Raw genomic sequence first — 21,068 nt, forward strand, 5'->3', positions numbered from 1 at the left:
TTCGAATCCAGAGTGACACCGCAGCGCGACGATGTCAATAACTGGTTAGTTACTTTGGCGGCGAGTAGTGTGCCCGGCGTGCCACCCGACGCCACCGAGACCAAGCGACGCATCCTGGCCGCGGCTCGTACCGAGTTCGCGGCCAACGGGCTCGCGGGTGCCCGCGTCGACCGGATCGCCGAGTCGGCCAGCGCGAACAAGCGGTCGATCTACGTGCACTTCGGCCCGAAGGAAGAGCTCTTCGACCTGGTCGTGGGCCTGGCGCTGCAGGACATGGCCGAGGCTGTGCCGCTCACCCCGGACGACCTCCCCGCCTACGCGGGAGCCCTCTTCGACTACCTCAGCGCGCATCCGGACGTCCTGCGCCTGACCACGTGGTCGCGCCTCGAACGGCCCGACGCGGCACCGTCGGAGGTGGACGCCTACGGCCCGAAGGTCGCCGCCCTGCGCGCCCGGTACGGCGACGCCGCGGTCGACGTTCTCGCGCTCGTGCTCGGACTGATCACCGCCTGGCCGAGCGCCTCCCCCGCGCTCCGCTCGCTGGCCGGCGAGGCGGACGCCGCCGCGCGACTGAGCCGGCACCGGGAGTCCCTCATCGCCGCCGTGCGCGCCACCGTCGACACCGCGACGACCGGACACTGAACGCCGGGCGGACGCCTAAGCTAGCGGCATGCGCATCGGTGCCCATGTCCGCAGTGACACCCACCCCGTCGAAACGGCCGAGCAGCTGGGGGTGGACGTGATCCAGATGTTCGTCTCCGACCCTCAGGGCTGGAAGAGGCCGGAACCGCACCCGCAGACCCAGGCCCTCAAGGACTCGCCCCTGGAAATCGTGGTGCACTCGGCGTACGTCATCAACGTCGCGAGCCTGAACAACCGGCTCCGCATGCCGAGCCGCAAGGCCGTCGAGCAGCAGGCCGCGGCCGCCGCCGACCTCGGGGCCTTCGGACTCGTCGTGCACGGCGGGCACCTGCGTGACGGCGAGGATCTGCAGGCGGGGATCGACAACTGGCGCAAGCTCTTCACCCGCCAGGAGGAGAAGGGCGGCTTCGGCGTGCCGATCCTGATCGAGAACACCGCGGGCGGCGACGGAGCGATCGCGCGCCAGCTGGAGACCATCGACCGGCTGTGGGACGCCGTGGGCGATCAGGGCGCCGGCTTCTGCCTCGACACCTGCCACGCCTGGGCGGGCGGCGAGGAGCTGATGGGGATCGTCGAGCGCGTCCTGGCGATCACCGGTCGCATCGACCTGGTGCACCTGAACAACTCGCGCGACGAGTTCGACTCCGCCCGCGACCGGCACGCCAACCTGCAGGACGGCACCATCGACCCCGACCTGCTGGCCGATGTGGCCCGCGCCGCCGGAGCCCCGATCATCCTCGAGACCCCGTCCGAGGGACTCGCCGACGACGTGGCGTACCTCAAGGAGGCCCTGCTGTGAGCACTCCCGACGGGATCGACCGGGCCGACGAGGAGCGCGAGGACGGCGGGATCGGCCCGCTCTCCCCCGCCGAGCTCGCGCACGGCGAGAAGCAGCTCCGCGGCGCGAAGGAGTGGGACGACCGCTATCGCGCCACCGAACTGGTGTGGGGAACGCCACCCGATCCGTGGATCGTCGAGCAGGTGACGATCCTTCCGCCCGGTCGCGCACTGGACGTGGGATCCGGCGAGGGCCGGCACGCGCTCTGGCTCGCCACACGCGCGTGGGACGTGACGGCCGTCGACTACTCGCGGGTCGGCCTCGACAAGGCGGCCACCGTCGCGGCCCGGTCGCCGCGCACCGTCCGCGCGCGGCTGCACTGGACCCCGCTCGACATCACCACCGATGCGATCCCCGATCAGCCCTACGACCTGGCCGTCTGGGCGTATCTGCACCCCGACCCCGAGGACCGCGCGGCGGCGATCGCCAAGGTCGCGCACGCGCTCGCACCGGGCGGGCTGCTCCTGCTGCTGGCCCACGAGAAGGCCGACTCCCATCCCGGGCTGCCGACCTTCGGGGCCGCCGAGCTGTCCGCGGCCCTGCCCGAGGACATGGTGGTGGAGCACGTGGAATGGCGCGAGAGTGATCCGTACCACGGCACGGGCACTGACCTGGCTGTTCGCGCACGTCGGCGCCGCGGGGAGGCGATCGCGCCGTAGGCGTGCTTGCACTTGTTCGCACGCGGCGAGCGCGTTATCCTGTCCATATTACCGAGCGGTAACTTACCGACAGGTAACAGTCCGACAGCCTGATCTGAGAAGGTGGAACAGCCCCATGGGCCATTACAAGAGCAACGTCCGCGACATCGAGTTCAACCTCTTCGAGGATCTCGGCGTCGGCGAGGTGCTGGCTTCCGGTGCGTACGGCGACCTCGACGAGGATACCGCCAAGGAGATGCTGCGTGAGGCGGCCCGTCAGGCCGAGGGCCCCATCGCCGAGTCCTTCGCCGAGGCCGACCGCAACCCGCCGGTCTTCGACCCGGCCACCCACGAGGTGAAGATCAACGAGGCCTTCAAGAAGTCGCAGGCGCAGTTCGCCGACGGCGGCTGGGCCTACCTGGGCCTGAACGACGAGCTCGGCGGCACCGACGTGCCCCGCTCGCTGTACTGGGGCATCGGCGAGATGTTCCTCGGCGCCAACCCGCCCGTCTTCATGTTCGCCGCGGGCCCCGGCTTCGCGCAGATCCTCTTCGACGAGGGCACCGACGAGCAGAAGAAGTGGGCGAAGATCGCCGCCGAGCGCAACTGGAACGCCACCATGGTGCTCACCGAGCCGGACGCCGGCTCGGACGTCGGCGCCGGCCGCACCAAGGCCATCAAGCAGGAGGACGGCTCCTGGCACATCGAGGGCGTGAAGCGCTTCATCACCTCGGCGGTCATGGACGGCATGTTCGAGTCCACCTTCCACCTCGTCCTCGCCCGCCCCGAGGGCGGCGCGCCCGGCACCAAGGGCCTGGGCCTGTACTTCGTGCCGAAGCACCACTTCGACGAGGAGGGCAACCTCGGCGAGGAGAACGGCGTCTACGTCACCGGCGTCGAGCACAAGATGGGCATCAAGACCTCCACCACCTGTGAGGTCACCTTCGGCGGCCACGGCAAGCCCGCCAAGGGCTGGCTCGTGGGCGAGGAGATCAAGGGCATCGCGCAGATGTTCAAGGTCATCGAGCACGCTCGCATGATGGTCGGCACCAAGGCCATCGGCACCCTCTCGACCGGCTACCTCAACGCGCTCGACTACGCCAAGCAGCGCGTCCAGGGCGCCGACCTGACCCAGATGGCCGACAAGACCGCGCCGCGCGTGACCATCACGCACCACCCGGACGTGCGCCGCTCGCTGCTCACGCAGAAGGCCTACGCCGAGGGCCTGCGCGCCGTGTACCTGTACACCGCCGCGCACCAGGACGTCCGCACCGCGACCCCGGTCTCGGGTGCCGACGAGGAGATGGCTTTCAAGGTCAACGACCTGCTGCTCCCGATCGTCAAGGGCGTCGGCTCCGAGCGCGCGTTCACGCTGCTCGGCCAGGAGTCGCTGCAGACCTTCGGCGGTTCGGGCTTCCTGCAGGACTACCCGATCGAGCAGTACGTCCGCGACTCGAAGATCGACTCGCTGTACGAGGGCACCACGGCCATCCAGGCGCAGGACTTCTTCTTCCGCAAGATCCTCCGGGACCGTGGCGCCGCGCTCGGCCACGTCGCCGGCCAGATCACCGCGTTCATCGAGGCCAACGCCGGCGGCCCGTTCGCCGCGTCGGTCGCGCAGCTGAAGACCGCCGCCGAGGACGTGCAGGCCATGGCCGCCACGCTCACCGGTTTCGCGCTCGCCTCGCAGCAGGAGCCCAAGGAGCTGTACAAGGTGGGCCTCGGCTCGGTGCGCTTCCTCATGGCCTTCGGCGACCTGATGGTCGGCTGGCGCCTGCTGCACCAGGCCGTCATCGCGCAGGCCGCGATCGACGGCGGCGCCACCGGCGCCGACAAGTCCTTCTACGAGGGCAAGGTGGGCGTCGCGACGTTCTTCGCCGCGAACATGCTGCCGCTGCTCACCGGCACCAAGGACATCATCGCCGCGCTCGACAACCAGGCGATGGAGCTCGACGAGGCCGCGTTCTGATCGTCGCCTCGTAGCAACGAGCATCCGAGGGCGCTCCGACCACCGGTCGGGGCGCCCTCGCCCGTTCCCGGGTCCGACGGTGCGCGCGGCACCCTCGGACCCGCCCCCGTAGGATCGACAACCGACCTGCGCCGACGACCTCCGGAGTGCCCCGCATGGATGACGACCAGCCGAACGACGTACAGCTCGCGGCGGTGAACATCGGCGTCGACGGGGAGCACGGGCCCCTGTTCCAGGGCATCGACCTGGAGTTCGGCCCCGGCCTGCACGCCGTCCAGATGCCCGCCGGCCGCGACCAGGACGCGCTGCTGCTCACCCTCGCCGGGCGGCTCAAGCCGAGCCACGGCACCGTCGACGCCCTCGGCGCGACGACCCCGGGCGCGATCCGGAAGAAGTGCGCCATCGCCGCCTTCGAGGACATCGACGACCTGGACGAGTCCGTGACCGTCGAAACGGTGCTCGCCGAGCAGCGGCGCTGGCTCGCACCCTGGTACTCGATGGTCCCGCTCAGCGCGGGCAGCCTGGAGCTGGACCAGGTCTTCGGCGATCTCGACCGGCCCGCGGGCAAGACCCGCATCGTCGAGCTCAGCGACCTGCAGCTGTTCCTGCTCCGGATCACCCTGGCGCTGTTGGGGAACCGGCCGATCCTGATCGTCGGCGACCTCGAGCAGGTCCGCGACAACCCGGGACGCGCCGACGCCGTGCAGCGCCTCGGCGCGATCTCCACCCGTTACACCGTGATCGTCGGGGTCACCAACCCCCTCGGCGGCACCGCCCCGCAGCACACCCTGCACGACCGCCGCGCCCTGACCCGGAAGGACTGATCTCCATGTCCGACAAGAAGAGCCGCCTCATCCCCATCGCCGCCGGCCTCGCCTTCGGTTCCGAGATCAAGCGCTTCGGCCGCAGCCGGCTGACCCGCGCCGCCATCGTCGTGCTCATGCTGCTGCCGCTGGTCTACGGCGCGCTGTACCTGTGGGCCTTCTGGGATCCGTTCGGCAACGTCAACAAGATGCCGGTCGCGCTCGTCAACGCCGACAAGGGGACCGAGGTCAAGGGCCAGAAGATCAACGCGGGCGCCGAGGTCGAGAAGTCGCTCGCCGACGACAAGAGCCTCGACTGGAACATCGTCTCCCCCGCCGAGGCGCAGCAGGGCGTCCAGGACGGCACCTACTACTTCATGCTCGAACTGCCGGAGAACTTCTCCTCCGCGATCGCCTCCCCCATGACCGGCAAGCCCGAGAAGGCACAGCTGCGGGCCGTCTACAACGACGCCAACAACTACATCAGCTCCACCATCGGCCAGACCGCGATGTCGCAGGTGCTCAACGCGGTATCCACCCGCATCTCGGGGCAGGCCGTGAACCAGGTGCTGTCGATGATGATCACCGCCGGTTCCGGGATCGAACAGGCCGCCGACGGCGCAGGGAAGCTCCACGACGGGCTGGTGACCGCGAACGACGGTGCGCAGCAGCTCGCCACGGGCCTCGGGACCGCGAAGACCGGCTCGACGCAGCTGCGCGCCGGCTCGCAGAAGCTCTCCGACGGCATCACCCAGGCCACCGATCCCCTGCTCGCCGTGACCAAGGCCCTCTCCGGGCTGGGCGGGAACACCGCGCAGATCCAGCAGAGCGCCGCCGCCCTGGCGGACGCCGCCGACAAGGCCGGGGTGTTCATCAAGACCCAGGACGCCGCGCTCGCCGGGATCGACGCGGCGATCGCCCAACTGACCACCAGCCCCGATCCGGCGGCGCGACAGGCGGCCGAGGGCCTGCGCGCCGTGCGGGCGCAGCTGGCGCAGGCCTCCGTACCGGCCGCGGCCAAGCAGCAGGTCGTGGCCGCCTCGTCGGCCGCAGCGACGCTCACCGAGCAACTCCGCACGCCCGGCAGCCCGCTGCAGACCCTGCTCACCCAGGTCGGCGCGACCGGCGGTGATCTCACCGCCAAGCTCACCGAGCTGCGCTCGGGCGCACAGCAGCTGGCCGCCGGCAACGCCACGCTCGACGACGGCATCACCAAGCTCTCCGACGGTGCCACGAAGCTCTCCACGGGCACCGGCCAGCTCCGCGACGGCAGTCAGGAGCTGTCGACCAAGCTGCGCGAGGGCGCGGGCGCCGTGCCGAAGTGGTCGCAGGAGCAGACGTCGCAGGTCGCCCAGACCATCGGCGGCCCCGTCCAGCTGGACGCGCAGCACGAGAACCGCGCCCCGAACTTCGGCACCGGCATGGCGCCGTTCTTCCTCACGCTGGCACTGTTCTTCGGCGCCCTGGTGCTGTGGATGGTGTTCCGTCCGCTGCAGAACCGCGCGATCGCCGCCGAGGTGCTCGCGATCCGCGTCGTGATGGCCAGCTATCTCCCGGCCGCGGCGATCGGCCTGTGCCAGGCGGTGATCCTGTACTGCGTGGTGCGCTTCGGGCTGGGGCTCGAGGTGGCGCACCCGGTGGCGATGATCTTCTTCATGATGGGCGTCTCCCTGGCGTTCATCGCCTTCACGCAGGCTGTGAACGCCTTCGTCGGGCCGGCGGTCGGCCGCGTGCTGATCATGGCGCTGCTGATGCTGCAGTTGGTGAGTTCCGGCGGCATGTATCCGGTCGAGACCACGGCGAGACCCTTCCAGATCCTGCACAAGTACGACCCGATGACCTACGGCGTCAACGGTCTCCGGCAGCTGATCCTGGGCGGCATCGATCACCGGCTGTGGGTCGCGCTCGGGGTGCTGTTGTTCATCTGGCTGGCATCGGTCACGGTGTCGTGCCTGTCCGCGCGCCGGAACCGGCTCTGGAACCTCGACAGACTCATCCCCGCGATCAAGATCTGAGGCGCCATCGCTCCCGCTGCGCGCTCCGGCCACGTCCCCGCGCTCACCGGCCTGCGGGCGGTGGCGGCGTTCGGGGTGTGCGTCACGCACGCCGCGTTCTGGGGCGGTGACTTCACCGCGGACTGGCGCGGCGCCGCCTACGCCCGCCTCGAGACCGCCGTGCCGGTCTTCTTCGCACTGTCGGGCTTCCTGCTGGTGCGGCCCTGGCTGCGGGCGCGCACGGAAGCGGTCACGGGGCCCGGGGCCGGAGTGTTGCCCGACCTGCGGCGGTACGTCGTCGCGCGGGCCTGGCGGATCCTGCCCGCGTACTGGACGGTGGTCACCGTCGTCTACGCGATCTACCTCTGGCGGCCCGACGGTTCGCCGCACGGCCACGGGTGGGTCGGGTACCTGCGGCACCTGACCTTCACGCAGATCTACGGGGTCGGCCACGTGCACACCGGGCTGACGCAGATGTGGTCGATGTGCGTCGAAGTCGTCTTCTACCTGCTGCTTCCGCTGCTGGGCCTGTGGCTGCTCCGGGTGCGGCGGGCGTGGATCGTGCCGGCGGCGATGGTCGCGGTGGCGATCGGCTGGCTGGTGCTGGTGATCGCGACGGAGGTCTTCGGCAAGACGGCCCGCTCGTGGCCGCCCGGGTACGCGGCCGCGTTCGCCGCGGGCATGGCGGTGGCGCTTCTGGTGGACCGGGTGCGGCTGCCGCGGTGGCCGTTGTTGGCGGCGGCGGCGGTGGCGTACGGCGTCCTGCTCACCCCGCTCGCGGGTCCGATCGACCTGCGGCTCCCCACGGTCGCGGAGGGCGTGACGAAGTTCCTGCTCGAGGCCCTGATCGGCGGGCTCCTCGTCGCGGCGTTCGCGACCGGACCGTCGCGGGTGCTGGGCTCGCGGCCGATGGTGTGGCTCGGCACCATCAGCTACGAGTTCTTCCTGATCCACGTGATGGTGATGGAGGTGGTGGTGCTGGACGTCTTCGGCTGGTCGCTGTTCACCGGCTCGACGTGGCCGATCGTCGCGGTGACCACCGCGATCACCGTCGTGCTGTCGTGGGCACTGCACCGCTCCGTGGAGCGGTTGCGCGCGGCCGTCAGCGGAGGAGAGTGGAGGTGGTCGCGTCGATGAGGGGGCGGCGCTGGGCGGAGGGCGCGTCCCAGAGCTTGCCGGTCAGCGCCTCCAGGGCCGCGACCTTGGGCTCGAGCTCCCCGAGCGCCTTCGTGCGCTCCTCGCCCGACAGCTGTGCGGCGGCGATGATGCGGTCGTCGAGGGCGAAGACCGCGTCGTCGAGCTCGGCGAGGTCGGACTCGGGACCGTCGATCGCGGAGTCCGGCGGAGGCGGGACGGCGGGTGCGAAGGCGCCGCGGTGCACGTCGGCGATGGCGTAGCGGGTGCGCTGGTGCAGCAGGGCCTCAGTGGAGGTGGCGGTCGCCCACTCGGCGGGCGCGCGACCGGGGCGGCCGGGAATCAGATCGCCGGAGTTGGCGAAGTCCTTGATGCGCTTGTTGGAATCGCGCAGGAACCAGACCACGCCGATCAGCATGAGCACGGCCACCACCGCGACCACGGCGACGACCACGATGCCGAAGCTCATGCGCTCCTCCTGGAGATCCGCGTGCGGCGCTGTTCGATGATGAGGCAGCGGTCCTCGACGTAGAGCAGGCCGGCGGCTTCGGCGATCTCGCGCGCCTCGGCCGAACGGATGCCCAGCTGCAGCCAGAGCGCCGTCGCCCCGGCCGCGACGGCCTGCCGCGCGATCTCGGGCGTCTGCTCCGAGGGCCGGAAGACGTCGACCAGACCGACCTGCTCAGGGATGTCGGCCAGGGACCGGTACACCCGCTCGCCGATGATCTCGTCGGCGTGCGGGTTGACCGGGATGATGCGCCAGCCGCGGTTCTGCATGTACGCGGGCACGTCGTGCGCGGCCTTCGCCGGATCGGCGCTGGCCCCGACCACCGTGATGGTGTCGTAGTCGCGCAGGATCTTCTCGATCGTCTCGTCCGTCGCGCTCATGACCTCAGTGTAGGACGGCCGCAACGACGTCGGGCCGTCCACGTGCGTTCGCAGCACGTGGACGGCCCGAGGTGACGTTGGGGAATCAGCCCTCGATGATGGCGGTGATGCCCTGCCCGCCGGCGGCGCAGATCGAGATCAGCGCGCGACCGCCGCCGTTCTCCTTGATCTGCTTCGCGGCCGAGGCCACGATGCGGCCGCCGGTCGCGGCGAACGGGTGGCCGGCCGCGAGCGACGAGCCGTTGACGTTCAGCTTCGCGCGGTCGATCGAGCCCAGCGGCGTGTCGAGGCCGAGGCGGTCCTTGCAGTACTCGGGCGACTCCCAGGCCTGCAGCGTCGCCAGCACGACGGAGGCGAAGGCCTCGTGGATCTCGTAGAAGTCGAAGTCCTGCAGCGTGAGACCGTTGCGCGCCAGCAGCTTCGGCACCGCGTACGTCGGCGCCATGAGCAGGCCGTCCTTGCCGCCGACGTAGTCCACGGCGGCGTACTCGACGTCCTTGAGGTAGGCGAGCACGGGCAGGCCGCGCTCGGCCGCCCACTCGTCGGAGGACAGCAGCACCGTCGACGCGCCGTCGGTGAGCGGCGTCGAGTTGCCGGCCGTCATGGTCGCGTCGCCCAGCGAGACGCCGAAGACGGGCTTGAGCGTGGCGAGCTTCTCGACCGACGAGCCGGGCCGCAGGTTGTCGTCGCGGGTGAGGCCGAGGTACGGGGTGATCAGGTCCTCGAAGAAGCCGCGGTCGTAGGCGGCGGCCATGTTCGTGTGGCTGAGGTAGGCCAGCTCGTCCTGCTCGGCGCGCGAGACGCCGAACTCCTTGGACGTGATGGCGGCGTGCTCGCCCATCGACATGCCGGTGCGGGGCTCGCCGTTGCGCGGGATGTCGATACCGAGGTTGCCGGGGAGCTTGCCGACCAGCTTGAGCCGGTCGACGGTGCTCGACGCGCGGTTGAGCTCGAGCATCACCTTGCGCATGCCCTCGGAGACGCCGATCGGTGCGTCGGAGGTGGTGTCGACGCCGCCACCGATGGCCGCCTCGTACCGGCCGAGCTGGATGCCCTGGGCCGCGGCGTTGATCGCCTGCAGGCCGGTGGCGCAGGCCTGCTGCACGTCGAAGGCCGGGGTGTACGGGCTCAGCGGGCTGCCGAGGACCGACTCGCGGATCAGATTGAAGTCGCGGCTGTGCTTGAGCACGGCCCCGCCGACCACGGCGCCGAGCTGCTCGCCCTGCAGATTGAAGCGGCTCACGAGACCATTGAGCGCAGCGGTGAACATGTCCTGGTTGCTCGCCTTGGCGTAGGCGCGATCCGAGCGGGCGAACGGGATGCGGTTGCCACCGAGGATGGCGACCGGGCGGGTTTCGATGTTTGCCACGGGTTTCTCCCTGGAATCGAGGGTTGCTACTACCGAGTATTCTTACTCTGGAGTAAGTTGCTTGTCGATAGCCTATCGGAACCCCACACGGATGAGGTACCCCACATGCCTGATGCACCTAGCACGGACTTCTACGCGGCCTTCGTGAAGTCGGGCCCCGGCTCCTTCCTGGCCAGCCGGCTCGGCCTGCCGCAGCCGCCGGTCCTCCGCCGCTACCAGGCCGGTAAGCCCGCGCTGGCCGGCCCCGTCCTCCTCGGCGGCAAGGGCCGCCTCGTCGAGCCGGTTCGCGAGCTGCTCGCGGACTACGACCTCGTCGTCAACAACGGCGGCGCCCGCGGCGCCGAGAAGCTGGGCGGCGCGGTCTTCGACGCCACCGGCATCACCTCGATCGACGAGCTGGTGACCCTCTACGAGTTCTTCGCCCCGCAGATGCGCTCGCTGGGCAACAGCGCCCGCCTCGTGGTGCTCGGCACCACGCCGGAACTGATCGAGGACCTCGACGAGCACATCGTCCAGCGCGCCCTCGAGGGCTTCACCCGCTCCGTCGCCAAGGAACTGCGCGACGGTGCCACCGCCCAGCTGGTCTACGTGCACCCGCAGGCCTCCACCGGCGCCTCGGGCCTCGCGTCGACGCTGCGCTTCCTGCTCTCGGGCAAGTCCGCCTACGTCGATGCGCAGGTCATCCGCGTCACCGACAAGGACGCGACCGCGCCCGCCGACTGGGACAAGCCGCTCGCCGGCAAGGTCGCCCTGGTGACCGGCGCCGCGCGCGGCATCGGCGCCACCATCGCCGAGGTGCTCTCGCGCGACGGAGCCCACGTCATCGCCGCCGACATCCCCGCCGCCGGCGAGGCGCTGTCCGCAGTCGCGAACAAGGTCGGTGGCACCGCGTTGCCGCTGGACGTGACCTCCGAGGACGCGGGCAAGAAGATCGCCGAGCTCGTGAAGGCGCGCCACAGCGGCCTCGACATCATCGTCAACAACGCCGGCATCACCCGCGACAAGCTGCTCGCCAACATGGACGAGGGCCGCTGGAACTCGGTCATGGCGGTCAACCTCAAGGCGCCGAAGCAGCTGGTCGATGCACTGCTCGCCGAGGACGCCCTGAACGAGGGCGGCGCCGTCGTCGACGTCTCGTCGATCGCCGGCATCGCGGGCAACCGCGGCCAGACCAACTACGGCGCCACCAAGGCCGGCGTCATCGGCCTCGTCGACGCCTACACCCCGGTGCTCGCGAAGAAGAACATCACCATCAACGCCGTCGCCCCCGGCTTCATCGAGACCGCCATGACCGCGGCGATCCCGCTGGCCACCCGCCAGGCCGGCCGGCTCATGAACTCGCTGCAGCAGGGCGGCCAGACCGTCGATGTCGCGGAGACCATCGCCTACTTCGCCGCGCCGTCCTCGGCCGCGGTGACCGGCAACGTCGTGCGCGTCTGCGGTCAGAGCCTGCTGGGGGCCTGATCATGGCGACCAAGACCACCGTCCTGCAGGCCCCGCCGTCGAGCCTGTCGGTGCTCACGCGCGGGCTGCGCGGCATCCTGCCCGTGGTCGGCAAGCAGGGCCCGCTCAAGCCGGAGACCGCGCTGCCGGACCGGACCGTCGAGCTCACCGTCGACGTCGATCCCGCACGGGTCGGCGAGTACTGCGAGGTCGTGGGGCTGAAGAACACCGGCGAGGTACCCGTGATGTACCTCTACGTGCTCTCCTTCCCGCTCATCATGGACCTGTTCCTCTCGGACGAGTTCCCGGCCGCGGCCGTGGGCTCGGTGCACGTGGAGAACACGATCACGCGCCGCCGCCGCGTGGTGCCCGGCGAATCGCTGACGCTGCGCACGTCGGTGGGCAACCTGCGGGAGCACCGCAAGGGCATGCTCATCGACTTCACGACGGAGTTCACCGACGCGTCCGGCGCGTCGGTCGCCTCCGAGGTGTCGACGATGCTCATCCAGCAGCGCACGTCGCTGTCGGGTGAGCCCTCGGGGCCCGCTCCCAAGGAGGGCCGCCCGGGCGCCCCCGACGCGCTGCTCTCCGTGAACGGCTCGCTGATCCGGCAGTACGCCGGTGTCAGCGGCGACCGGAACCCGATCCACATGTCGCCGCTCGGCGGCAAGGCCTTCGGCTTCCCGTCGTCGATCGCGCACGGCGCGTGGACCGCCGCCGCGATGCTGCGCGTCGTCGAGGGGCACGTCCCCGACGCGGTGGTGCACCACGTGCGCTTCGGCAAGCCGGTGATCCTGCCCGCGCGGATCGGGCTGTACGTCGCGCGCGACGAGGCCACCGGCGGCACCGAGATCGTCGCGAAGGACCTCAAGAAGGGCTTCCCGCACGTGACGGCCACCGTCACGCCGCTGTAAGTCCTGATCTCCGACGGTGCCCGCCCGGCTTCGGCCGCGGCGGGCACCGTCGTCTCCGGGTGCGGGCGCGCGGGCCGCGGGGGTGCAGTAGTCGTTCAGAAGAGCCATGCGCGGCACGCACACCCGTCACTGCACGCAGCGGCGCCGACATTCCCGCACTCGGGCCATGCAGCATCTCGTAGTGTCGATGCATGACGGCAGATCGTGAGGCGCAGCGCAATTGGACCCACGTCGGGTGCGGCCTCGCGGTCTTCCTCGCGCTCGACGCCGCGGCGCTCCTCTGGGCCGGAACCTTCCCCGGCGACCCCGACCGACGCGGCTCGGACCAGGGGCATACACCTCTCCGGCCGGTGGTGGGCAAGAACTGTCCGACTGACTCACTCCGGCCGCTCGCCGCGGATGCCGCCCCAGAGGAACGAAGTCATGATCTCGACGGCGCGGTCCAGCTCGACCTTGCCGGTGGCCAGACGGTCCGCGATCGCCTCGCCGGAGCCGACGAGCGCGACGGCGTAGAGCTCGAAGTCCGTGTCCTCCGGCGCGTACTTGGCGGCCTCGCGGAGCAGCACCGCCGTCATCTCGACGACCCGCTCGCGGCTGTTCTCCGAGAGGGCGGCGAAGGCGGCCTGACCGGTGGTCTCCCGGTACATCACACGCCAGGCGTCGCGGTTCTCGTCGACGTACTTGAGGAAACCCGCGATCACGGACCGCAGGCGCTGCAGCGGCGGCAGGGTGGGGCTGGCGTCGAACTCGATGCTGCGCATGAACTTGCCGGCCTCGCGGGTCACGCAGGCCGCGAAGAGCTCGTCCTTGGAGCCGTAGTACAGGTAGAGCATCGGCTTGCTGATCTGCGCCTCACGGGCCACCGCGTCCATCGACGTCTCGTAGAAGCCGTTGCGCGAGAACACCTTGATGGCGGCGTCCAGCATCTGCTGCTCGCGCACCGCGCGGGGCAAACGCTTCGTACCACCGGCCATCGGCGTCCTCCTTACTCTCGAGTCAGATCCTAGCCCACCAGGTTACCCACAAGTAAGTTACGGCGGAATCGCCCGGATTTCAGCAGCGGACGGCGTGCTTGGCGCGCGCGACGCGCAGCACCGAGTCGTCGAGCTGCTTCGCGGTGATCCGCTTCGCCTTCACCGAGGCCTCCACAGCATCGATGGCCGCGCGCAGTTGGTCGGTCGAGATCCACAGTGCCACATCCGCGCCCGCCTCCAGCGACTTCGCGACGGCCTGGGGCACCGAGAACCGGTCGGTGATCGCCTTCATGCCGGACAGATCGTCGGTGAAGATCGGCCCGTCGAACCGCTTCGCGCCGTAGCCGGCACCGTCGCGCAGCAACCGCATCGTCGCGGGACTGAGGCTGGTGGGCAGGCCCGGCTCGGTGAGCCCCGGCACCGTCAGGTGGCCCACCATGACGCCCGCGTCGCCGCTCTCGACGGCGGCGCGGAACGGGATCAGATCCTTCTGCTTGAGCTGATTCAGGGGCGGCACGCTCACGCCGCCCCGGTGCGAGTCGCCCGACGAGCTGCCGTGCCCCGGGAAGTGCTTGAACACCGGGTAGACGCCGCCGTCGCGCAGCCCCGCGGCGAAGGCCTGCGAGTACTTGACCACCACCGCGGGGTCGTTCGAGTAGGAACGATCACCGATCACCGAGTCGTCCGGCTGGGCGGAGACGTCGGCGTCGGGCGCGAAGTCCACCGTGATCCCCATGGACTTGAGCAGCTTGCCGATGCGCGCGCCCTCCGCCCGCGCCTGCGCGACCGTCTTCGTCTTCGCCAGCTCACGCGCCGAGACGAGGTCCGCGCCGGGCACGCGGGAGACGCGGCCGCCCTCCTCGTCGACGGAGACCATGGCCGGCACCTTCCCCGCCTTCGCCACGGATTGCAGAGTGCCGCCCGAGAACACCGAACGATCGGTCCAACTGCCGATGAACACGCCGCCCGCGCCCTGCTGGATCGCGCGCCGGGCGTCGGCGGCGTCCGTCACGCCGACCATGAGCAGCTGCCCGATCTTCTCCCGCACCGAGAGCGTGGCGAGCAGGTCCGATCCGCAGGTCGCCGGCCGCCCCGGGCCGGACGACGGCGCGGCCGACGCGGTCGCGGACGGGGCCTGCGCGACGGTCGCGGTCGTCGGCGGCGCCTCCGGCGTCGACGGGCCGCACGCGGCGACCGTGGCCGCCGCGATCGTCAGGATCGTGAGGTTCCGAAACTTCTGCATCGCGGCCAGTCTGTCAGATCGCGCCGGCTACCGGGCCAGTCGAAGCAGCTTGCCGGTCAGCGTGGTCGCGTACATCGCCGCGCCGTCCCAGCCGGGACCGCGCCCGAAGCGCACCGACGTCACACCCCGGTGACCAGTGGCGATCGTGCACTGTGCGCCCGTCTCCGGGACGAGCCGCACGACCGTGCCGGGCAGGTCCAGCGCGGCGTAGACGGCACCGTCGGGCCCGACGGTCAGGTCGTCGGCGAAGTGCGCGGGGCCGAACCCGGGGACCTCGTAGCGGCGCGGCCGGTCGGGGCGAGCGGGATCGATCGCGTAGAGCCGCGTGGTCGCGGTGGTGGCCGTCGAGGCCCACAGCCGGCCCGACGCGCCGTCGAACCAGAGGCCGTTGACGGGCTCGCCGCGCAGCGCGAAGGGCACGGGCGCGCCGCCGGGCGCGGTCGCGACGATCCCCTGCCGCGGCCCGAGGACGGTGCTGGTCACGGCACGCCCGTCGGGCAGGAGCGCCAGGCCGTTCGGCATGGTCAGGCCCGCGGCGACGGTGCGGGCCGCACCGGTGGACGGGTCGACCACCGCCACCGTGCCGTCCGTTCTCCCTAGTAGTCCCGACGGTGCGCTGTTCGCGGTGGTCACGTGCACGGCGCCCTCGCGCACGACGATCCCTCCGGGGTTCGGCAGGTCGACGACGGTGCGCAGCGAGCCGGGGTCGGTCCCCGCGAGCAGACTCCCCTTCCCGGTCACCGGGTTCTGTCGGGAGAGGTAGACGGTGCCGACACCGTCGAAGGCGAGGTTCTCCAGCGCACCCATCCCGGACCGGAGGACCGTCGTGCGCCACCCCGCACAGGCCGGGTCCGACGGTGCCGCCGTGGCCGGGGCCGGGGCGACGGACAGAGCGCCGATCGCGGCGGCGGTAACGGCGACGGGACGGAGCAGGGCGCGGCTTCTTCGCATGCGCGCAGTGTTGCAGGCGCGCGAAAACCAGCCCGGGTGCGCGTCCGCACGCCGCCGGACACGCCCGGACTTGCATCTTGCAACCGTCTCGTTTCGGCGTAGCCTGGAGGCATCAGGTAACCGTGAAGATCGAGGTGATCCGCATGAGTGTCCCCGTCAAGGTTCTGATCGCGTACGACGGTTCCGAGTCCTCCCAGCGCGCCGTCAAGTACGCCAGCAAGGTGCTCGCGCAAGGACGCGACGCCGAGGCGATCGTCGTCACCGCGTGGGAGTCCACGATCCATCAGGCCGCTCGCCTGTCCGCGATGTCCGGCGTGGCCGGCGCCGGCGCGGCCGAGACCGCGCTGACCCGCGAGAGCGACGTCGTGCACGCCGAGGCGAAGAAGACCAACCAGCAGGGTGTCGACCTGGCGGCCGCCGCGGGATTCAGCGCGCACGGCGAGCTCATCGAGGTCTCCACCACGGTGTGGACCGCGCTCATCGCCGCGTCCGACACCTTCGATGTGGACGTCATCGTCTCCGGCAGCCGCGGGATCTCGGGCATCAAGGCGCTGTGGCATTCGTCCGTATCGGAGCACGTGCTCCGCGGCTGCAAGCGGCCGGTCATGATCGTGCCGTCCGGCTGCGCCGAGCTGGACCTGTAGACTTTCCCGCATGGACCGCACCTCGATCATCGCCAGCGCCACCGCCGCGCTCGCCGGCATCGTCGTCGCCGTGGCCCTCGCACTGGTGAGCGGCGCGGCCGTCGCGCAGACGACCCCCTCCTCCGAGGTCACCGCCGTGAACCCCGACAAGGGCTTCCTGCAGGGCTCGTCGAACTACGGCGAGCGCGACGACTCGGGTGCCAACAAGTAGCCCGCACTTCTCCGACGAACCCCTGACCCGCCGCGCAGGCGCGTGGGCGTTCGTCGCCCTGCTCGCGCTGAGCTTCCTCAGCGCGCCCGGCAAGGTCGTCGCCGACACCAAGCTCGACCTCACGGCGAACCCGATCGGCTTCCTCGCCCGCGCGGCCAACGTCTGGTCCAGCCAGTCCCCGCTCGGCCAGGTGCAGAACCAGGCCTACGGATACTTCTTCCCGCACGGCGCCTTCTTCGCGCTCGGCCAGTTCCTGCACGTCCCGCCGTGGATCACGCAGCGCCTGTGGTGGGCACTGCTCCTGTTCGCGGGCTTCTGGGGGATCATCCGGCTCACCGAGGCACTGCGCACCGGGTCCCGCGGCAGCCGCGTGGTGGCCGCCGCCGCGTTCGTGCTGGCGCCACAGGTGCTCACGACGCTGGGCGCCATCAGCTCCGAGACCGCACCGGTGATGCTGGCGCCGTGGGTGCTGTTGCCCCTGGTGCAGCTGCTGCAGGGCGCGGACGTGCCGCTGCGGAACCTCGCCGCGCGGTCGGCGGTCGCGGTCGCCCTGATGGGCGCGGTGAACGCCGTGGCCACGGGCTTCGCGTGCGCGGTCGCCGCGCTGTGGTGGCTGCTGCATGCGCGCGTCGGCGCCGGGACGAGGCGGTTCTGGACGTTCAGCGCCTGGTGGGCGGTGTGCGTGGCGCTCGCGACCACCTGGTGGATCGTGCCGCTGCTCATCATGGGCCGCGTCAGCCCGCCCTTCCTCGAGTTCATCGAGTCCTCCCGCGCGACCACGCAGTGGGCGTCGCTCCCCGAGGTGCTGCGCGGCACCACGTCGTGGAGCCCGTTCATCTCCGACGAGCGCGGCGCCGGCGCCATGCTCACCACCTCCCCCGCGGCCGTCGTGGTCACCGGGCTGGTCGCCTGCGCTGGAATCGCCGGGCTCACCATGCGCCGCATGCCGAAGCGCGGAGTCTGGGCGACGGTGCTGCTCGTCGGGTTGGCGGGGATCGGCGCGGGCTACGCGAGCGGCCTCGGCTCCCCCTTCGCGGAGCCGGTGCGGGTGTTCCTGGACAGCGTCGGCGCGCCCCTGCGCAACGTCTACAAGCTCGAGCCCTTCCTCCGGTTGCCGCTGGTCCTGGGCCTGGCGCACCTGCTGGCCCGCGCGCCGCTGCCCGGCACCGTCGACCTGCGGCGCGTGCGGCGGGCGCTGGCGCACCCCGAGAACGACCGGCTCGCGGCCGGGGCGCTCGCCGTCGTGGTGGTGCTCGCACTCGCGGGCGGCATGGCCTGGACGGGCAAACTCTCGCCCCGCGGCCCCTACGACCGGATCCCCGACTACTGGTCGCAGGCCGCGGACTGGCTGTCCGCCCACGCTGCCGGGACCGCCCCCGGCCAGGCCCGCGCCGAGCGCGCCCTGGTGGTGCCGGGCGCGCCCTTCGGTGCGCAGCTGTGGGGACTCACGCGCGACGAGCCCATCCAGCCCCTCGCCGAGACGCCGTGGGCCGTGCGCGACGCGATCCCGCTCAACCCGCCCGGCGCCATCCGAGCCCTCGATTCGGTGCAGCGCCTGTTCAGCGCGGGCACCCCGTCGGCGGGCCTGGCCGCGACGCTGCGCCGCCAGGGCATCTCCTATCTCGTGCTGCGCGCGGACCTCGACCCCGGTACGTCGCGCTCCGCCCGGCCCGCGCTGGCGCGCGCGGCGATCACCGGTTCCCCCGGGATCAGCGAGGTCGCGCGCTTCGGTCCCGACATCGCGCCGCCGACCGTCGAGAAGGTGGTCGTCGACTCGGGGCTGCGGCCGCCGCTGCCGGCCATCACGATCTACCGGGTCGACGGTGCCGCCCCCACCGGTCCGTACGTCGCGGACCTGGCGGCGATGCCGCGCGTCGCGGGCGGGCCGGAGTCGCTGCTGGGGCTGCAGGCGGACGCCGCCGCGGCCGGCCGGCGCGAGCTCGGGGCGGCGCTGCTCGCCTCGGACGCCGAGGCGGCGGGCCTGCCCGACGGTCCGCTCATCGTCACCGACACCCCCAAGCGGCGCGAGACCGATTACGGCCGCGTCGACGACCACAGCTCCGCGATCCGCACCGCGGACGATCCGCGCCGCACCCTCAACCGCCTGCCCGACTACCCCGCGGCGGGCCTGGTCGACGGCCAGTGGGACGGCGCGACGGTCTCGGCGTCGAGCTCGGCCGCCGATGCCACGCAGCTCGGCACCGTCCTGCCCGGCGCGGGGACGGCCGCCGCGGTGGACGGCGACAAGAACACCGCGTGGGTCTCGTCGGGCCTCGACCACGCGATCAACCAGTGGCTGCAGTTCACCCTCCCCGAGGCCCGCGAGGACCTGTCGGTGACGGTGACCGTCGGCCGGGCGCTGGGCCCCGCTGTGACGCGCCTGCTCATCACCACGGAGGCCGGCTCCGTCTACTCCGACCCGGTCACCGCGGGCACCCCGATCACGCTGGTCGCCCCGTCGGAGCCGACCCGATGGGTACGGATCACCGCCGCCGAGACCGCGGACCGCTCGTGGGGCAACCAGTTCGCGATCACCGAGGCCGAGCTCGCGGACACCCGCACCGGACGGGCCGTCCCCGCGCGGCACGACGTCGCGCTGCCCGCGACCGGGCCGGCGCAGCGCTGGGTCTTCGGACAGGACACGATGGGCCGCTCGGGCTGCGTCGTCACGCCCGGCCCGAACGGCGCGCCGGGGCCCGTGCAGTGCGCCGACATCGCGATCGGGCCGGAGGAGCCCGGGCCGCTGCGACGCACCGTCGACGGCCCGGGCGCACCCGCGGTGACACCGTCGCTGACGGTGCGAGCGCGCCCCGGCCAAGCACTGTCGGCCCTGCTCGGGGCGCCGGGCGCGCCGTCGGCGTTCGCGGAGTCGGCGGTCGGCGACGGCCGGGCGAGTTCCGCGGCCGCCGTCGACGGCGACCCGAACACCGTGTGGTCGGCCCCGCAGTCCGCCACCGAGCCGACGTCGCCGAAGCCGGTGCTGCGGCTGCGGCTGCCATCGGCGCAGGTCGTCGGCGGGCTCACGCTCCGGCTCCCGCGCGGCGAGGCGCCGGCGCATCCCACGCGGGTCGGCGTCGACCTGGGGACGGGCCGGCAGGTCCGGGAGGTTCCGGAGGACTCCGGCTCCGGGGACGAGGTGACCATCAGGCTCGACCCCGCGGTGACGGACTCGATCTCGGTCTCCCTCCTCGACTGGGACGAGCGGATCAACATCAACGACTTCGGCTTCCCGGAGAAGATGGCCCCCGGCCTGGCCGAGGTGCGGGCCGTCGGCCCCGACGGGACGCCCGTCCCCGGCTCGGAGCCGGCCCCCGCGGACCGTCCGGTCGTGGTGCCGTGCGAGACCGGTCCGACGGTGCGCGTCGGCGACCGGGTGCTGCGCTTCCGCGTCGAGGCCGGGGCGCGGGAACTGCGCGACGGTGCGCCCGTCCGCGCGATCGCCTGCGATCCCGCGCCGGTGCCGCTGCCGGCGGGGAAGTCGCAGGTCGTGGCATCGCCGGGGCTCGCCTTCAGCGTCGACACGGTGACCCTGGACGCGCCCGCGCCCGATGCCGCCGCGCCGCGGGACGAGAGCGTGAAGATCCAGAGTTGGACCCCGGACCGCCGGGTGGTGACCGTCAGCGATGCCGGCGCCGACCAGGTGCTCGTCGTCCCCGAGAGCCGCAACTCCGGATGGTCGGCCACCGGCCCCGACGGGACGCCGCTGCGCGCCGTCACCGTCAACGGCTGGCAGCAGGGCTGGGTGGTGCCGAAGGGCACCGACGGTGCCGTCACCCTGCGGTTCGAGCTCAACGCGCCGTACCGGATCGGCCTCTTCGGCGGCCTCGCGCTGCTCGTGATCCTCGCCGCGCTCGCGCTCGTCCCGGGCTCGCGGCCGCGGAGCGCGGGCGGGCCGATCCGGGCGTGGCAGCCGGGCATCGCGGCTGGGCTGGGGATCGGGGCCGTCGCCTTCGTGCTCAGCGGCTGGCCGGGGATCGCGCTCTGGGCGGCCGCGGGCCTCGCGACCTGGGTCGTCTCCGGGCTGCACGTCCGGGCGGACCGTCGGGCGGCGTTGCGGGTGTTCGGCGCCTCCGGGTTCGTGCTCGCGGGAATGCTCCTGCTCGCGACGGGGCCGTGGCACGCCGAGTCCGGCTACGTGGGCCACGACCCCTGGCCCCAGGGCCTCGCCCTGACGGGCGTCCTCCTGATGGCGTGGTCGACGGTGCCACCCACCCGATTCCTCCGCCGGCGCGGCGCTGCGTCCGGCGGGGCCGGCGGCGCGGAGTAGGCCCTGCGGGCTGGGTGTTGTCTCGCAGAGAGGCCATGCGCGCCACGCATACCCTATGAAACTGCAGGTCAGTGGCCGATTTCGCTGATCGAGCGATGCGGCCGGCGCATACCCCGCAGCTCCACACGATTCCGTCGTGCTCGTTC

18 protein-coding genes are annotated in these 21,068 nt (G+C 71.7%); 12 read left to right on the forward strand and 6 right to left on the reverse strand.

What is annotated here, in order from left to right:
* The first annotated feature begins 78 nt into the window (after positions 1–78).
* The 7 genes from FK530_RS18740 (at position 79) to FK530_RS18770 (ending at position 8,021) form a co-directional block, all read left to right on the forward strand.
* Complete coding sequence (locus tag FK530_RS18740; protein ID WP_146488501.1) at positions 79–642, forward strand: TetR/AcrR family transcriptional regulator; 564 nt, start codon at positions 79–81, stop codon at positions 640–642.
* A gap of 28 nt (positions 643–670) precedes the next feature.
* On the forward strand, positions 671–1,441 hold the full coding sequence (locus FK530_RS18745; RefSeq protein WP_146488502.1) for a deoxyribonuclease IV: 771 nt from the start codon (positions 671–673) through the stop codon (positions 1,439–1,441).
* Positions 1,438–2,139 carry a class I SAM-dependent methyltransferase gene (locus FK530_RS18750; RefSeq protein ID WP_146488503.1) on the forward strand — a complete coding sequence of 234 codons (702 nt, stop codon included), beginning with the start codon at positions 1,438–1,440 and terminating at the stop codon, positions 2,137–2,139. The genes FK530_RS18745 and FK530_RS18750 overlap by 4 nt, the downstream gene beginning before the upstream one ends.
* A gap of 115 nt (positions 2,140–2,254) precedes the next feature.
* On the forward strand, positions 2,255–4,087 hold the full coding sequence (locus FK530_RS18755) for an acyl-CoA dehydrogenase (RefSeq protein ID WP_146488504.1): 1,833 nt from the start codon (positions 2,255–2,257) through the stop codon (positions 4,085–4,087).
* 155 nt (positions 4,088–4,242) lie between these two features.
* The gene (locus FK530_RS18760; protein WP_146488505.1) at positions 4,243–4,911 is read left to right on the forward strand and encodes a hypothetical protein; all 669 of its coding nucleotides are present in this window, start codon (positions 4,243–4,245) and stop codon (positions 4,909–4,911) included.
* Positions 4,912–4,946: 35 nt separating this feature from the next.
* Positions 4,947–6,905 carry a YhgE/Pip domain-containing protein gene (locus FK530_RS18765; RefSeq protein WP_146488559.1) on the forward strand — a complete coding sequence of 653 codons (1,959 nt, stop codon included), beginning with the start codon at positions 4,947–4,949 and terminating at the stop codon, positions 6,903–6,905.
* A gap of 51 nt (positions 6,906–6,956) precedes the next feature.
* On the forward strand, positions 6,957–8,021 hold the full coding sequence (locus FK530_RS18770) for an acyltransferase family protein (protein ID WP_223120473.1): 1,065 nt from the start codon (positions 6,957–6,959) through the stop codon (positions 8,019–8,021).
* Here the strand turns inward: FK530_RS18770 and FK530_RS18775 are convergent.
* From FK530_RS18775 to FK530_RS18785, 3 genes are all read right to left on the reverse strand, one after another.
* The gene (locus tag FK530_RS18775; protein ID WP_146488507.1) at positions 7,987–8,487 is read right to left on the reverse strand and encodes a hypothetical protein; all 501 of its coding nucleotides are present in this window, start codon (positions 8,485–8,487) and stop codon (positions 7,987–7,989) included. The two genes, FK530_RS18770 and FK530_RS18775, sit on opposite strands and share 35 nt — an antisense overlap.
* Entirely contained in the window at positions 8,484–8,906 is a 423-nt protein-coding gene (locus tag FK530_RS18780) for a CoA-binding protein (protein WP_146488508.1), read from the reverse strand. Before FK530_RS18780 ends, FK530_RS18775 begins: the two co-directional genes overlap by 4 nt.
* Positions 8,907–8,991: 85 nt before the next feature.
* Positions 8,992–10,275 (reverse strand): acetyl-CoA C-acetyltransferase, encoded by a 1,284-nt coding sequence (locus FK530_RS18785; protein ID WP_146488509.1) that lies wholly within the window; start codon positions 10,273–10,275, stop codon positions 8,992–8,994.
* 105 nt (positions 10,276–10,380) lie between these two features.
* Here FK530_RS18785 and FK530_RS18790 point away from each other — a divergent pair, with 105 nt between their 5' ends.
* Positions 10,381–11,739, forward strand: a complete 1,359-nt coding sequence (locus FK530_RS18790; protein ID WP_146488510.1) for a 3-oxoacyl-ACP reductase — start codon at positions 10,381–10,383, stop codon at positions 11,737–11,739.
* A 2-nt stretch (positions 11,740–11,741) separates the two neighbouring features.
* Positions 11,742–12,632 (forward strand): MaoC family dehydratase, encoded by an 891-nt coding sequence (locus FK530_RS18795; RefSeq protein ID WP_146488511.1) that lies wholly within the window; start codon positions 11,742–11,744, stop codon positions 12,630–12,632.
* A 377-nt stretch (positions 12,633–13,009) separates the two neighbouring features.
* Here the strand turns inward: FK530_RS18795 and FK530_RS18800 are convergent, their stop codons facing one another.
* From FK530_RS18800 to FK530_RS18810, 3 genes are all read right to left on the reverse strand, one after another.
* Positions 13,010–13,606, reverse strand: coding sequence for a TetR/AcrR family transcriptional regulator (locus FK530_RS18800; RefSeq protein WP_146437632.1), 597 nt, complete (start codon positions 13,604–13,606; stop codon positions 13,010–13,012).
* 79 nt (positions 13,607–13,685) lie between these two features.
* On the reverse strand, positions 13,686–14,849 hold the full coding sequence (locus FK530_RS18805) for a glycoside hydrolase family 3 N-terminal domain-containing protein (RefSeq protein WP_146488512.1): 1,164 nt from the start codon (positions 14,847–14,849) through the stop codon (positions 13,686–13,688).
* A 27-nt stretch (positions 14,850–14,876) separates the two neighbouring features.
* Positions 14,877–15,800, reverse strand: a complete 924-nt coding sequence (locus tag FK530_RS18810) for an SMP-30/gluconolactonase/LRE family protein (protein ID WP_146488513.1) — start codon at positions 15,798–15,800, stop codon at positions 14,877–14,879.
* A gap of 143 nt (positions 15,801–15,943) precedes the next feature.
* On the opposite strand from FK530_RS18810, the gene FK530_RS18815 reads away from it, so the two are divergent.
* From FK530_RS18815 to FK530_RS18825, 3 genes are read left to right on the forward strand one after another with little or no spacing between them, the layout of a single operon-like run.
* Complete coding sequence (locus FK530_RS18815) at positions 15,944–16,444, forward strand: universal stress protein (RefSeq protein ID WP_146488514.1); 501 nt, start codon at positions 15,944–15,946, stop codon at positions 16,442–16,444.
* A 10-nt stretch (positions 16,445–16,454) separates the two neighbouring features.
* A complete protein-coding gene (locus FK530_RS18820) occupies positions 16,455–16,655 on the forward strand; it encodes a DUF2613 family protein (RefSeq protein ID WP_146488515.1) in 201 nt (66 codons plus the stop codon).
* On the forward strand, positions 16,642–20,922 hold the full coding sequence (locus tag FK530_RS18825) for an alpha-(1->3)-arabinofuranosyltransferase (RefSeq protein WP_146488516.1): 4,281 nt from the start codon (positions 16,642–16,644) through the stop codon (positions 20,920–20,922). The genes FK530_RS18820 and FK530_RS18825 overlap by 14 nt, the downstream gene beginning before the upstream one ends.
* Positions 20,923–21,068 lie beyond the last annotated feature (146 nt).

Origin of the sequence: Tsukamurella conjunctivitidis (assembly GCF_007858475.1) — a bacterium.
In the GTDB taxonomy this organism is placed as follows: Bacteria; Actinomycetota; Actinomycetes; order Mycobacteriales; family Mycobacteriaceae; genus Tsukamurella; species Tsukamurella conjunctivitidis.